At 41.0% G+C, this 14,796-nt stretch carries 15 protein-coding genes and 1 pseudogene; 5 read left to right on the top strand and 11 right to left on the bottom strand.

Translation table 11 applies throughout. The annotated features are described in order from the left end of the window. The first annotated feature begins 213 nt into the window (after positions 1-213). Entirely contained in the window at positions 214-567 is a 354-nt protein-coding gene (locus tag WJ238_RS04905; RefSeq protein WP_256193124.1) for a helix-turn-helix domain-containing protein, read from the top strand. Here WJ238_RS04905 and WJ238_RS04900 read toward each other — a convergent pair. The 6 genes from WJ238_RS04900 to WJ238_RS04875 all read right to left on the bottom strand — a co-directional run bounded on the left by WJ238_RS04900 (position 564) and on the right by WJ238_RS04875 (position 7,356). After that, entirely contained in the window at positions 564-1,316 is a 753-nt protein-coding gene (locus tag WJ238_RS04900; protein ID WP_230106723.1) for a type 1 glutamine amidotransferase, read from the bottom strand. The two genes, WJ238_RS04905 and WJ238_RS04900, sit on opposite strands and share 4 nt — an antisense overlap. Next, positions 1,316-2,656 carry a MurT ligase domain-containing protein gene (locus tag WJ238_RS04895; protein ID WP_337606305.1) on the bottom strand — a complete coding sequence of 447 codons (1,341 nt, stop codon included), beginning with the start codon at positions 2,654-2,656 and terminating at the stop codon, positions 1,316-1,318. The genes WJ238_RS04900 and WJ238_RS04895 overlap by 1 nt, the downstream gene beginning before the upstream one ends. A 417-nt stretch (positions 2,657-3,073) precedes the next feature. Further along, positions 3,074-5,386 (bottom strand): xanthine dehydrogenase family protein molybdopterin-binding subunit, encoded by a 2,313-nt coding sequence (locus WJ238_RS04890; RefSeq protein ID WP_337606304.1) that lies wholly within the window; start codon positions 5,384-5,386, stop codon positions 3,074-3,076. Next, positions 5,386-5,871, bottom strand: coding sequence for a (2Fe-2S)-binding protein (locus WJ238_RS04885; RefSeq protein WP_256193130.1), 486 nt, complete (start codon positions 5,869-5,871; stop codon positions 5,386-5,388). The genes WJ238_RS04890 and WJ238_RS04885 overlap by 1 nt, the downstream gene beginning before the upstream one ends. A gap of 75 nt (positions 5,872-5,946) precedes the next feature. Beyond that, positions 5,947-6,726, bottom strand: a complete 780-nt coding sequence (locus WJ238_RS04880) for an FAD binding domain-containing protein (RefSeq protein ID WP_337606303.1) — start codon at positions 6,724-6,726, stop codon at positions 5,947-5,949. A gap of 156 nt (positions 6,727-6,882) precedes the next feature. After that, complete coding sequence (locus tag WJ238_RS04875; protein WP_337606302.1) at positions 6,883-7,356, bottom strand: low molecular weight protein-tyrosine-phosphatase; 474 nt, start codon at positions 7,354-7,356, stop codon at positions 6,883-6,885. 289 nt (positions 7,357-7,645) lie between these two features. Here WJ238_RS04875 and WJ238_RS04870 point away from each other — a divergent pair, with 289 nt between their 5' ends. The 4 genes from WJ238_RS04870 to WJ238_RS04855 all read left to right on the top strand — a co-directional run bounded on the left by WJ238_RS04870 (position 7,646) and on the right by WJ238_RS04855 (position 10,722). Beyond that, on the top strand, positions 7,646-8,269 hold the full coding sequence (locus WJ238_RS04870) for a TetR/AcrR family transcriptional regulator (protein ID WP_337606301.1): 624 nt from the start codon (positions 7,646-7,648) through the stop codon (positions 8,267-8,269). Between the two features lie 86 nt (positions 8,270-8,355). After that, positions 8,356-10,041, top strand: a complete 1,686-nt coding sequence (locus WJ238_RS04865) for an ABC transporter ATP-binding protein (RefSeq protein WP_337606300.1) — start codon at positions 8,356-8,358, stop codon at positions 10,039-10,041. Positions 10,042-10,107: 66 nt separating this feature from the next. Further along, complete coding sequence (locus WJ238_RS04860; protein ID WP_524536989.1) at positions 10,108-10,482, top strand: RNA polymerase sigma factor; 375 nt, start codon at positions 10,108-10,110, stop codon at positions 10,480-10,482. Beyond that, on the top strand, positions 10,483-10,722 hold the full coding sequence (locus WJ238_RS04855) for a helix-turn-helix domain-containing protein (RefSeq protein ID WP_337606298.1): 240 nt from the start codon (positions 10,483-10,485) through the stop codon (positions 10,720-10,722). Positions 10,723-10,878: 156 nt separating this feature from the next. Here WJ238_RS04855 and WJ238_RS04850 read toward each other — a convergent pair whose 3' ends face one another. From WJ238_RS04850 to WJ238_RS04830, 5 genes and pseudogenes are all read right to left on the bottom strand, one after another. Continuing rightward, on the bottom strand, positions 10,879-12,015 hold the full coding sequence (locus WJ238_RS04850) for a DUF262 domain-containing protein (RefSeq protein WP_337606316.1): 1,137 nt from the start codon (positions 12,013-12,015) through the stop codon (positions 10,879-10,881). Further along, complete coding sequence (locus WJ238_RS04845; RefSeq protein ID WP_337606297.1) at positions 12,008-12,775, bottom strand: FRG domain-containing protein; 768 nt, start codon at positions 12,773-12,775, stop codon at positions 12,008-12,010. The genes WJ238_RS04850 and WJ238_RS04845 overlap by 8 nt, the downstream gene beginning before the upstream one ends. Positions 12,776-13,165: 390 nt before the next feature. Continuing rightward, positions 13,166-14,365: a site-specific integrase gene (locus WJ238_RS04840; RefSeq protein WP_227706238.1), complete on the bottom strand. Its 1,200-nt coding sequence runs from the start codon at positions 14,363-14,365 to the stop codon at positions 13,166-13,168. Between the two features lie 85 nt (positions 14,366-14,450). After that, positions 14,451-14,645: an excisionase gene (locus WJ238_RS04835; RefSeq protein ID WP_150310285.1), complete on the bottom strand. Its 195-nt coding sequence runs from the start codon at positions 14,643-14,645 to the stop codon at positions 14,451-14,453. 14 nt (positions 14,646-14,659) lie between these two features. Beyond that, positions 14,660-14,796 (bottom strand): annotated as a pseudogene (locus WJ238_RS04830) (ATP-binding protein); the annotation flags it as partial.

The following is a 14,796-nucleotide window of genomic DNA, read 5'->3' as shown; positions in this document are numbered from 1 at the left end:
AGATTTCATTTTTCAATGAAACCCCTTTCTTAAAATTATATTTTGTTTTCTCTCCCCTGTCAACGGGATATCCTTTCACTGGTTTAGACACCTCATTTTTCTATTTTCTCTTTTCGCGTCATTTACGCAACATTTTGTTGAATATTGCCACCTTTCTCCAACTGGAAAATCGAAACTGGTAAAATATAGTATCACTACAAAGGAGGATACGGTATGTCATTTGCAACCAGACTAAAAACACTACGCGCCGAACACCATATGACTCAGAAGGAACTGGCATCACGCATGAACCTTGCCCGAACCACGATCACAGGATACGAAACGAAAAACCGCCAGCCTTCTCACGAAAAGCTGGCAGACATGGCTTCCATTTTCGGTGTAACTGTGGACTATCTCCTGGAAGATACCGATAATCCCCTTTTATCTTCTTCTGTACTGCAGACACAGCATGAGCGTCTCCTGGATGACAAAGTCATGAAGCTGTATCGTCAGCTTTCCCTTCATTCTAAGGAGGAAACTCTGCGTTATCTTCAGCTTCTCGAACTCTGGGAAAAGAACCAGGATTAGCTGTCCGCGTCTGCTTTCTTTACAAATCTGTCGTAAATATATTGATTGGCCGAAATTTCCTGACTGTCATCCAGTGGAATCAAACTGTCATCTCCATACTTGCGTTCCAGGGCCCGTGCGATCAGGTAATCACTTACCTGCGGGTTTTTCGGAAGCAACGGTCCGTGCAGATAGGTGCCGATCACATTTTTATATACAACTCCTTCATATCCGCTTTTTCCGTCGTTTCCCGACCCATACAGCACTTTCCCAAAAGGCTTGTTTCCATTAATATACGTTCTTCCCCCATGGTTCTCAAATCCCACCACTGGCAAGTCAAAAAGGTCGCTTTTCAGCACAATGTTGTCGATCAGTCTGCCCTCTTCCTGCTCTGTATATAAGTCTACCAGATCGAGGCCTTCTATTATACCATCTTCCGTGCGGTAATATTTCCCAAGAAGCTGGTAGCCTCCGCACACAGCAATTACCACGCCGCCGTCTTCTACATAGTCTTTAAAATCTTTCTGAATAGATTTCAGCTTCTGGCATACGATCATCTGCTCTCTGTCAGACCCCCCTCCCAAAAGCACAATATCCAGTTTTGTAAAATCAATTTCATCGTTTAACTCAAACTCTATTGTTTCCGCCTCGATACCGCGCCATTTACAGCGCTGCATCAGGCAGGCGATATTTCCTCTGTCCCCGTAGAGGTTCAGAAGATCCGGATACAGATGTCCGATGGTGATTTTTCTTTGTTCATTCCCTTCCATTACTTCTGTCCCTCCAATTTCTTAAGCACATTTCTTGTACTGAAAAGCGCTGTATAATTTACCAGTACATAAAGGTTGCCGCACCCGTTTTCCACCCGTTCCAGAATAGCCTTTTCCACATCCTCTTCCAGCATGGACGGAATATCCACATACTTCAGGCGAAGGCGCATATCCTGGCAGCGGATGCCGCTCACGGTGATGGAACCTACTGCCGTCTTTTTAAACCGGTCAAAATCCACATCCCACAGCCAGGACACATCAATACCGTCCTGGGCATTGTCATTGATGACAATGATCAGATCTTTCAAAGACTCGTCCTGCATCACCGCAGAAATATTCTGATTAAAACCAGCCGGATTCTTGGCAAGGTTAAGCACAACCTTGGTATCTTTGATCTGGAACTGCTCCATACGGCCGTTCTCCGGATTAAAATGCTCCAGCATCGACTGGAAGTGAGCAAGGTCAAGTCCGGCTGTCCGCCCGGCTGCATAGGCCGCAAGAATATTGTATATGTTGTAAAATCCCCGGTAATTGGCAGTCAGATTCCTTCCTTCCACCTGGAAAGAAAGGGCGTTTCTGATCTCAATACCAGAAGCTGTATAGTCAATATCCGGTCTTTTGAAATCACACTGGCTGCACTTATAAATTCCAAGCTGGCTGTAATGATAAAACTCGTACTCCAAGGCAGCTCCGCATTTCTTGCAGAACCGTCCTTCCCGGATTTCATTGGAATCGCTGTCGTCCAGTACTTTTTCATTGATTCCGTAAGTAATGTACTCATTTCCCGCATCCATGGCAAGGAAAGCCGAAAGGGCGTCATCCCCGTTTACGATCAGCTTCATCTTCGGCGCGCTTTGCATCACTTCTTTTAAAAGATTCATGGTAATATCAATCTCGCCGTACCGGTCCAGCTGATCCCGGAACAGATTGGTAAGCACCATGTAGTCCGGTTTGAAGTACGGAAATACTCTTCGGGTGGATGCTTCATCGACCTCTATACAAGCATAATCTGCATCCAGCCTGCCTGTAAGACCGGATGCCAGCACAAATGCAGCTGCCACTCCATTGAGCATATTGGAGCCGGTATGATTGCACACAACCTTATTTCCTTCTGCTTCCAGCGCTGCGCAGAGCATATTGTTGGTCGTCGTTTTTCCATTTGTTCCGCACACGACAAAAATATCTTTCCTCACCTGGGATGCCAGATCCTCCAGAATCTGCGGATATATCTTCAGTGCAATTTTCCCGGCCCAGGTCACTCCCTGTCGGTGAAAAATATGGACACTTAACTTTTCTGCTGTCTTTGCAGCCCATATGGCCGCTATTTTTCTTAAGCCCATTGATCTTATTCCTTTTCCTATTGTCTGCGGCATCGGCGCCGCTTTTCTTTATTTCCTGTACTATTTTACCTGCTGCCTGTCCACAAGTCAACCTTGCCATTTTTTGTTACAAAACAGCCTTGTTATATTATTCACAATTTTTTCCGGTTTTTCTGTGAAAACTTTGTGACCTATTGATATTTACTATTTTCTGCTGACATGATATGATACATGCAGAAAGAAGATAGATATATTTTTAACAATCGCTTCTTTCTACATATTCTTCACAGCGTCCCAGGTACGCAGTATTCTCACAGCGGTCATGTCCGATAAAACTGCTGTGCAAGAATCAAAACCTTTTTTCATACAATAGAATCCTTTAAAACGGAAAACAGCTTCAGGTTTCGCCGCCTGAAGCTATTTTCTTGTTATTGAGCTCTATTGTTCTTTTTCAAGAATCCCCATCAGTATTTTCTCCGGTGTGATCGGAAGTTCACGATGCCAGATGCCAGTTGCATTAAAGACTGCATGTGCGATTGCAGGAGCGGGGGTGTTAATAACAACCTCTCCAATTGATTTTGCTCCAAACGGTCCTGTCTCTTCATAACTGCTCTCAAATTCAACATGGAGCCGTCCTACATCCAAACGGCTTGGAATCTTATACTGCATAAGAGAATCTTCTAATATTTTTCCGTTTTTATTATAAGTAATATCTTCATAGAGCGCCATTCCGATCCCCTGGGCCAGACCGCCTTCTGTCTGCACTCTGGTAAGATTCGGATTGACAGGGGTTCCACAGTCCACAACAGCTGTATAGTCAAGGATCTCCACTGCTCCTGTCTCCTTGTCAATCTCCAGCTCTGCCATACCTACCATGACAGGCGGAGGAGAGACAGGCGAAGCATGAGTAACCGTCACCTGAACCGCTTCCCGGTTACCGCTCATGGATTTCGTAGCAACCTGTCCGAGGGAAACGCTTGCAGAACCGTCTGCCATTCTTACATGGTCTGCTTCAAATACGACATCTTCTACAGCGCACTCCATTAAATCCGCTGCAATATGGCAGATCTTCTCTTTCAATTCCTTGCAGGCTTTCTCTACTGCCTTTCCCGTTACATACATCGTGCTGGATGCATAGGAACCGGAATCATAGGGAGAAGAATCTGTGTCAGCGCCATAAACAATAATATTGTCCAGGCTGCATTCCAGACATTCTGCTGCCACCTGTGCCAATGTAGTGTCACATCCCGTTCCCATATCCGCCGCTCCAATGGAAAGGATGTAAAAGCCTTCATCGTTGAGCTTGATCGTAGCAGAACCTACATCCACACCGGAAATTCCAGAGCCCTGCATTGACATGGCAACGCCTTTCGCACGGATTTTTCCATTGCCGGCATCCCAGGAAAGAGGCTTCTCATCCCAGTGGGTAATTTCTTTTGCTCTTGCCATGCAGCGGTCCAGTGCGCAGGCTGTCATTTTTTCATTGTAATAGGCCATGGCTGTCTGGCCTTCTCTTACCATGTTCTTCTCACGGATCGCCACCGGATCCATATGAAGCTTATCCGCCAGCTCATTGACGATACTTTCCACTGCAAAAATTCCCTGTGTCGCCCCATAGCCCCGGTATGCTCCTGCTGCCTGCACGTTGGTGTAGACAACATCATAGCAGAAACGGTAAGCTTCCATATTACTATTGTAAAGCGGAATGGATTTATGTCCGCTAAGTCCTACTGTCGTCGGCCCGTGTTCGCCATATGCCCCTGTGTTGGAAAGGGTATAGACGTCCAAAGCCCGGATCGTTCCGTCATTCATCGCTCCGATCCGCACCTTAACTTCCATCTCATGGCGCGGTGAACCGGCGATCTGACTCTCCTGCCTTGTGTAGATCAATTTGGCAGGCTTTCCTGTCTTCCATGTGACAAAAGCAGGAAATACTTCTGTTACACAGGACTGCTTCGCCCCGAAACCTCCTCCGATCCGCGGTTTAGACACACGGATTTTGGATTTTGGAATATCAAGAGCGTTTGCCAGAATACGGCGCACATGGAAAATAATCTGCGTAGAGCTGGTTACATGAAGCCGTCCATAGGGATCCATGCAGGTATAAGTGCGGAACGTTTCCATCATAGCCTGACTGTCGGCTTTCGTGTGATATTTATGTTCCAGAACCACATCGCACTCATCCATTACCTTATCCACATCCCCGTGTCCATCCTTTGCTGAGGCACAAAGGTTGCGGGTGTTATCTGCCCCCACCGGACACAGAGCTTTCCAGTTATCCTCCGGATGAACAAGCACTCTATTGTCTTTTGCCGTACGGAAATCCAATACCGGCTCCAGTACTTTATATTTTACTTTGATCAGACGCAGGGCCTTGTCCACTGCTTTCTCATCTTGACCAGCTACAATTGCAGCCGCATCTCCCACAAAGCGCATTCTCTGATCCAGGATCAGCCTGTCATAGGGGCTTGGCTCCGGATAGGTCTGTCCGGCCATTGTAAATCTCTTATTGGGCACATCTTTGTAAGTATAGATTACCTCAATTCCCGGAACCTTCATGGCAATATCCGTATTAATTTCCTCAATAAGGGCATGAGCATAGGGACTGTGCAGTATCTTTACTACAAGGCAGTCTCTGGGAGTAATGTCGTCGGTATAAACCGGCTGACCTGTCACAAGAGCCATAGCGTCTTTCTTTCGCACCGGCTTATTTACATAGCGGCAATTCATTCCTGGCACTTTATCCGGCATTATGCTTCCCCTCCCTTCTCCTGACTTGCATTTTGCTTCTTATATTCAATATAGGCGCGGATTCCCCGAAGCTGTCCCTCATATCCGGAACATCTGCAAAGATTCCCTGCCAGATACTCTTTGATCTCCTCGTCTGTCGGATCCGGATTCTCCCGAAACATGGCAATTCCATTCATCATAAATCCCGGATTGCAGAAGCCGCACTGTTCCGCCCCCTGATCCGCAATATAAGCGCCAAATCCTTTGGCCTCCTCCTGAAGTCCTTCCAAAGTAGTCACCTTATGTCCGTCTGCTCTGGCAGCTAAAAGGCTGCATGATAAAATCGGCTTATCATCCAGAAAAACCGTGCACAGACCGCAGTTGGATGTCTCACAGCCCCGTTTCACACTGTAGCACCCCTGCTCCCTCAAAAAATCAATCAGCAGCATATCAGCGGAAATTTCCGCATTCACCTTTTTTTCATTTATCCATAATTGAATCTGCATTCTTTCATCCTCACATCAAATTACTGGTTTACCTTGCCTGGCGAGTCAGTCCTGCCATATAGAAAATAAACTTTCTTACAGAGCAAGAAGCGCACGTTTTGCCAGCACACCTGCAATCAGCTTTCTGTACTGCGCACTTCCCCTAAGATTTGTTCCTGTCTCCACAGTCTCGGAAACATAGCTTCCGAACTTTTCGGCGCTCTCTTTATTGATCCCCTGGGAGAGGATTCCCTTTTCATCTCTTAAGCAGACTGCCTTCATAGGCCGCGCGCCGATCACACAGCGAATCTCATCTTCTATCTGGGATACACAACAGGTCAGCACCGGAAAATCTGTTTTTGTATTTCTCTGTGAAAGGTACACTGCTTTGACCGGCTTTTTCGGGATCACGATCCCGGTCAGAATATCCCTGTCGTAAGGAAGAGCGGCAAATTCTTCCACAGAAATCCGTCCCCGCTTATACAGCTCTACCTGTGCATCAAGGGCCATCATCACCGTCAGCACATCGGAAAATCCGTACCGTCCGAAAATACTGCCGCCTACAGTCGCCATATTTCGGAACTGCACACCCACGATGTGCTTCACGCTCTCCTGCAGCGCATGCCCCGTCCAGGCATTTAAGCCCGCATGCTGTTCCAGCTGACGGAGCGTTGCCATCGCTCCAATACGGTACTCCTTTTCATCCTCTTCTATCGTATCTAATCCCAGACCAGACAGATCAATGGCGGTTCCCACATTTTTCCTCTGCATCTTCAGCCACAGCATACCGCCGAGAACCACATTGCTTTTCTTCTGGTTCAGCTCATACGCTTCCTCCAGGCTGGACGCCTTTACATACTGCTTGATCGTTAACACACCTTTTCTCCTTTGCTTTTTTCTTTTTATTTGTTTTTCTTTTTCTCTGCAACAGAAAAGCACACCCCGGGGACCTTTTATTTTTAATCCGCGGCATGCGTCTTTTGCTGTACAAAAATTATTCTGTCACTTATTTAGATGATTTATTAGTTTGAATTATACCATAGCTTCCCGCTTCTCTTCCACAAGTTTTTTCAGCAATCCCCTGCATCCCTTCACTACATCCTCATATGTCCGGTCAAAATTCCCGGTATACCAAGGATCCGCAATATCATCGGAACTTTGAGCAAATTCCAGAAGTTTATGCACCTTATGGTCCGGATCCTTTCCGATGATCCTCATAATATTACGGATATTCCAGTCATCCATCCCGATAAGATAGTCATAATTTTGATAATCTTTCTTTGTCATCTGCACAGAGTATTTCCCTGTTGTTTCAATGCCATGCTGCCTTAATTTCTCCCGTGTTCCCCGGTGAACCGGATTTCCCAGCTCTTCCCGGCTGGTAGCCGCCGAGGCAATGTGGAAATGATCTCCCAGCCCCTGCTTTTGTACCATGTCCCGGAATATAAATTCGGCCATGGGAGATCGGCAGATGTTTCCGTGGCAGATGAATAGTATTTTTATCATGTTCGCGTTTCTCCTTAAGTCCTCTTTCTTGATAATGTTAACTTTGTATTACGATTCAATTCTTTCCACTTTAAGTAGTCTTGATATAACGTTTGAAGTATAGCATATCCGGCGCTGCTCTGCCATAGCCAAATCTATAAAACGCCATGGTTCGGTTTTGTATGTCTTCCAGTTTGTCAATAACTTTTTCAATGAAAATAATCTATTTTCAAAAAACAACCTCATTGACATACATGCAGATTGCATGATACTATATACGTGCAAAGTGTATGTATGGGGGGGTGAGCTTTTGCCGCGTAATAAGTATCCAGAAGAAACAGTTCAAAAAATATTGGACGCTTCTTTAAAATTATTTTTAGAAAAAGGGTATGAAGAAACAACTGTATTAGATATTATAAGCGAAATGGGCGGACTGACGAGAGGAGCTTTTTATCACCATTTCAAATCAAAGGAAGAAGTATTTGACGCTTTATGTGAAAGACTTTTTTATGAGAGTAATCCCTTTGAGAAAGCAAAAAGCCACAAAGAACTGAACGGATTAGAAAAGTTGAAGTTCGTATTAAAAACATCTTTTGATGAAACAGAGCATCATCAGTTAAGTATGGCATCCATGCAACTTATGGGAAGTCCAGCTTTTCTAAAAAAGCTGATTGAAAGTAATCAAGAACTAGCACCTATGTATCAAGAACTGATCGAGGAAGGAATACAGGACGGTTCTATTAAATCAGAACAGCCAAAATTATTAGCAGATTTATTTGTCCTTTTAACGAATTTCTGGTCCATACCTACGATATATCCCATGACTGATGATGAAGCATGGCAGAAATTTTTAATGATTAAATCGATTATGGATAATCTAGGGCTTCCAGTAATTGATGATGAAATTGTCAAGTTATGCAAAGAAAACGCTTAGCGTTGCATATGAAAATAAGATTGTCGAAAGGCAATTTTATTTTTAGTAATATACATACATGCAACATGTATAACAAGGAGGAAATTATGAGTATCTATATTAAGAAAAACAAGTTCTTATTTATCTTAACGATTTTAACCAGCGTAATCTCTTCTCTGGGGTATGTTTTTATGGCTGTCCTGCTTCAGCAACTATTGGATATTGCTATGGATAAAAATATCCAGCAATTTATAAGAATGGTTATATTTTCTATTGTCTACTTTGTAGTGTTGGGATTTTTTCTTTATCTCCAATCGTTACTAAGCAAAAAAGTGATTTGTAAGATTATGCTTCAAATCCGCTCGGATGTTTTTCGAGGAACAATCAATCACAGTATAGAAGATTTTGAAAAGAAGAATACCGCTGATTATATATCTGTCGTTACAAATGATGTGAAAATGTTGGAGGACAATTTTTTACTCCCATTATTTGAAGTAGTCCAATACACCGTTATCTTTATATCATCTTTCGTATTGATGATTTATTTTGACATCATTGTTACACTTTGCGTAATAGTAGCGATTGCAGTTATGTTCCTTGTGCCAAGTCTGCTGGGTGGAACACTGGAAAAAAGACAGAATAAGTTTTCTTCAAAGTTGGCAGATTTCACAGTCAGCTTAAAAGATATTCTGTCTGGATTTGAAATCATCAAATCATATTCTATGTCAAAAACCGTAATACAACGATTTGATAGGGCAAATACCGAAACAATCAAATCTAAATATAGCGTTGACAGATTACTTGCACTAAATGAGGGGCTTTCTGCTTTCCTAGCCCTTATGGTTCAAATTGTGGTTTTATTCTTATCTGCTTACTTTATTATCGCAGGACGCATAACTGTGGGAACTTTATTAGGAATGGTACAAGTGAGCAGTAATCTGGCAAATCCTCTTATTATGATATTTACAAATATTCCTAAGATGAAAAGCGTCCATCCTATTGTAGAAAAGCTGGAAATTATATCGAAACATTCCATATTTCTGTCCCAAAAAGAAAGTATAGCCACATATCAATCTCATATAAGTGCAAAAGATTTGTCCTTTTCCTATGACGGAACAACAGATATATTAAGCGGAATAGACTGCCTTATTGAAAAAGGTAAGAAATACGTTATTGTTGGGAAAAGCGGTTGCGGAAAAAGCACATTGATTAAACTTTTATCTGGTTATTACTCCACATACAAAGGCAAAATTTTATATGATGATACGGAATTTCATATGCTGGATAAAGATAGTGTGGTTCAGTTATCCTCGATCATTCATCAGAATATCTATATGTTTGACGAAACCATATATGACAACATCTGTTTACACGAACATTATCCAGAAGAACAAGTTGAAAAAGTTATAAAGGACAGCGGATTGACCGAATTTATATCTGAACTTCCAACCGGCTTGCAATATCGGGTCGGAGAAAATGGCTCTAATCTATCTGGCGGACAAAAACAAAGAATTGCCGTTGCACGTGCTTTGATCAGAAACAAACCTATTCTCATATTAGACGAGGGTACATCTGCTATTGATATGCAGACAGCATACGATATTGAAAACAGATTATTAAAAATGGAAAATTTAACACTCATAACAATTACTCATCATTTAGAACAAAATTTATTGGATAAGTATGATGAAATCTTTTATATGGAAAATGGTCACATTAAAGAAAGAGGAAGTTTTAATCACCTTATCAATACATCCTCTTGTTTTTCAGAATATTTTCATTTAAAGAAATAAAGGACACTAGAAAGAATGAAGTCATCTTCTTTTAAAGAAGTCATCAGACTACAATTCAACGCTTTAATGATGATAACCATAAAAGGCACGTTGAAGCAAAAGAGAAAGTTGTTTGCCAGACGTTTCAAGCAGGAAGTGCTATTTTGTGAAATGGGCGACGCAAAGCTGAATGAGCAAGGTAATGTTGATAAGTATTCTTGCGATGCAACGATATTCCCGGTGTTACATTTCACTGTTCAAATATCTGATGAAAAAATCAGTACAGCGTTGAACAAATTATCAGGAAAACAAAGAGAGTTTATTCTGCTCTACTATTTCCATGATATGAGCGATAAAGAAATTGCCAAGCTGTACCATGTATCACGTTCTGCTGTTGGCTATACACGGAACAAAGGCTTAGAAAAATTGAAAATGATGTTGAGTGAAAAGGAAATATTGTAAATGACAAAAGACTATGGTTATCCCTCTTTTGACCTTATCTGTAAAGCGTCAAGTGGGGATGAAACATCCATCAAGGAAATTCTAAATTTTTATGACGCTTATATCTCCAAGCTATGTTTACGCCCGTTTTATCACGAAAACGGCAATGTCAGCATGCAGGTAGATGAAGAATGGAAAGGCGAGATCCAGACCGCTATGTTAAAGGCTATATTGAAATTTGAAGTCAAAATAAAGAAATAGCCTAAATATTAAAAGGGAGATACACTCATATTTGTGCTATCTCCCTTTTTCAATAACTGTCACATTTAGGTTCTTTTAATCAAGATAATTGAATTTTTGAATTTCTATATTTGTTTAAAAACCAGCGTTTATGCGAACAACAGAATTGTTTTTGATTTAATACGATTTAATAAATTCATTAATCTTGATTGAATTTGTTGATGAAGCATTATAACTTGCGTCTTCCAAAAATGAACTAGCTAACGCCGTTTGCATTTTTTTCAATTGTTCCTCAAAGGTTATCTCACAATTATTATCAATATATTCTTTTTTATAGACAGCTGGTAGAATCAAAGCCATAGATGTTTGAAATTTGTAACTCTTACTAGATATGCCATATATCTCTTTTGAAAATGGATAAGATGTATACCTTGTACATTTTCTAATCCATTCATTAAACATATTAAAATTCTGCTTCACTTCCTGCAAATTTGTAAATGTCATGTCTGGATCTTTTTCATAATCCTCTGCTTTTACTTTCATATATTCATTAGCGTAAGTAGTAGAATCCTTAAAACTAGTATTTATTCCAAACTCCAATACCCAAAGAATAGTAAATATTCCTTCTTGCACTTTTTTCTTTAAATATCTGTCTTTTGTAACATTGTATGCATTTTTTAAAACTGTATCTTCACCATTCATTAATGATTTGACAAACTTGTTTACATATTCATTAAATGGTGAATTATAAACAGCATTCCTAATTTCTTGTGGCGTTAAAGCCTTTGTGCCTTTATTATATCTATTAAAAACCTCTAGCTCAAACTTCTTCCCAGGAAAATTTCTAAATACATATGCGGGTAATTTATGACTAATTAAATCCTCTTGAGCCTCTATCGGTAAATCTATAAAATATTTCCCATTATACTCATCTAAAAGTGGCAAATTATTTAAAGCATATTGTCCCTTTCTAAATCTATAAAAAGCCTTAAGACGATGTTGACCATCTACCACATCTAAAACTTGCACTCCTCTATAGCGTGTACTCGACAAAAATACAGGCGGAATCGGTATACCTACCAAAATAGATTCGATTAACGAACTTTCATCATCTATTGTGGCTCTATACTCTCTTTGGTAGAATGGTTGCAAAATAATAGAATCGTTATATTCTAACCTTTCTTCTGCTGTAAGCTCCCCTGTTCCTTCTTTATTTTGCAATTCATATCCTTTATCTATTGCTTCAACTATTGTTTTAATTGATTGATCCAATGTTTGTGGCTTAACAATAAATTTACTTTGAACATTACTCATCTTCACTTTCCCCCTCCTTCATATATTCAATTACATCATTTTTCAAAATAATATCTTTTGATACAGAAGACAGTTCAGGATATAAACTACTAAATCTCATTCCCAATAAATACAAATTTTTCATTATTTTTTTTGAATCTTTATACGGAATTACTACTTTTTTTAATATTTCATTTGCTATATCCAATTCATCTAACGCCGCAGCTTCATGTTGAAAATAAACAAAGACACCATTTTGCGCAGATATTCTATTATTCTTTTTTGCACAACTTATTACTATAGGATATTCTTTATCTTCCATGCGTTCGTTAGTAAATATTGATATATTAATAATTTCTGTCCTATTCATTGAATATTCATTTAACTTTTTAGGATTTAAAAACCACACAACCGCTTTTTTATCCATATCATTTTCGCTGAATGCTTTTTCTACAGCAAACATTAAAGATATAATATGAGAATATGTAAAGTCTAATAATTGGGTTGGTACGCCAAAATGTTGTGCGTGTACCATCCATTCATATTCATTTTTTAATTCTTGCCCTTGTGGCATATAAATAGCCGAATTTATTTTATAATCTTCCAAAAAGCAATTCACTTTAGATTTTGAATATAAACGTTTGTTATCTTCATCAACTCTTAACGCTGTTGGCAGTAATTTCTTATCTAATGATTGTCCTCTGGACAAACTAAAATCTAACGGTATCTTCTCCAATACATCAATATACTCTTGTAACGAATGTATAATTATTTCATCCATATTTTTCCTCTTTTGCAAACTCGTTATTTCAATGCAACTATTATACCATCATTGAATCTTTTTGTATAATGCAATCTTCATTGAAACAGTCCAAAGACTGCTAATACCATACCAGAACGCCTTTCAAAAGTTGTAAACTTGTTGTAAAATTCCTTCTACCATCCAAAAACCGGCATAAAATAAGGAAATTTAATAAAAATGACACTCCCTGCCGTGGCACACAAATAGTATTTTTATCATATCTCTTATATCCTTTCAAAAGCCTTCAAACCTTGATATTACGGGCTTTCCGGCGCTTTTTTCAATTTTTGTGTTTTGCCTTAAATTCACGTTATTCTTCGTAAATCTACGCAAATTCACGGGCAAATGGTGTAGTAACTCTGTTCAATTTCAGCCTGATTTTCTCTGCTTTTCCGGCGTGACAGTTCCCTTGAAATCTATGATTTTCGCCATCTGCTCCGCTGCCCGGTCATAGCTGGCGTGAGTGTAGACATTCAGCGTCACTCCCACATCAGAGTGTCCCATCACATACTGCAAGGTCTTTATATCCATACCGGCGTTTGCCATATTGGTACAGAAAGTATGGCGGAACACATGGGGCGTGATATGCGGCAGCGGCTTGTCCGGGTACAGCTTCTTGTACTTTTTCATCGCCCAGCGCATTTCATTTTCGATATGCAACGCCACCTTGGGCTTGTCGTCCTTATCCAGCAGCAGAAAGCCGCTGTACCCGTCTACAATGATTTCCGTCTTTATCTTCCTGCGGCGTTCAAGGATACTGTTCAGACTTTGATAGACTTCCTCTGTCATGGGAATAAAGCGGCATCCGCACTCCGTCTTGGTTTTCTCGACATAATACTTTCCGCCCCGTTCCCGGACAAGCTGGTGGTCTACCCGGATTCGCCGGTTTTCAAAATCCAAATCACTTTTTGTAAGGCCGCAAAATTCACTGACACGCATACCCGTTCCCAGCAGCACGACAAATTCATCATAATACTTGGCATAGGTTTTATCCTCCCGGATAAAGCCCATCCAAATCTCCTGCTGTTCCTCCGTCATGGCAATCCGCTTCTGTGAGTCATTGGGAACCACGTCCACTAATTTAAAATCAAAGGGATTTCGGCGGATAATATCCTCGTTGTACGCCATCTGAAAAGCGGGTTTCACAACACCCCTGACGCTGGTAATGGTGCTGTACCCTTTCCCGTCACTGTGGAGCTTCATAATCCACTTTTGCGCGTCTGATACCTTAATATCCCCTATCTGCCGGTAGCCAAAATCTTCTTTCTTAATCAGGTTCAAAACAAAATTGTAACCGACTTTGGTATTGTAGCGCACGCCCTGTTTTAAGCTGATATAGCGTTCCACAAGGGCAATCACGGTTGCCTTTCCAGCAGCATAGTCAATCCCTTCATCAAGCTGCTTCTGGATTTCTTTTTCCTTTTCCCGCAGTTCCTTCAAATCAGAGGAATAGATGGTCTGCCGTTTACCTCGAATGTCTGTATAGCGGTACTGATAAATCAGGTCTTTTCTTTGGCTCTCTCCTGTCCGCAGGATTCTTCCTTTATGGTCTTTGCGTTTCTCGGACATTGTCAAACTCCTTTCCGTGATGGAAAGAGCCTTGATATGACATAATCATTGTATCATATCAAGTGCTGCTTTCACATCACAAATTTCAAATGGAATACTCCTGCTCAATGAATTTATCAAATAGACGGCGTTTTATCAGGCGCTTGCTCCCCACCCACAAAACAAATTGACAATTTTGCTCACTGGTAAGGTCGCGCAGCTTGTTGATACCAATTCCTGAATATGCCGCAGCTTCTTCTAAGGTTAAATTACTCTTTTCCCAAATTGGGACTTCTTTCATAGGCAATACTCCTTTCAGTCGGTAATCAGTTTCTTCATGCTATCCATTTTCCGCTGCGCGGTTTCCTGCCGGAAATTCTCGCCGGTAAAACGTACTGGGACGCACATGGAAAGCAGCCGGTCATAAATCCGGGAATGGGCGGTGTCCTCCG

This window comes from Claveliimonas sp., assembly GCF_037273965.1.
GTDB classification, from domain to species: Bacteria; Bacillota; Clostridia; order Lachnospirales; family Lachnospiraceae; genus Claveliimonas; species Claveliimonas bilis.
This window is presented reverse-complemented; position numbering and strand designations above follow the sequence as displayed.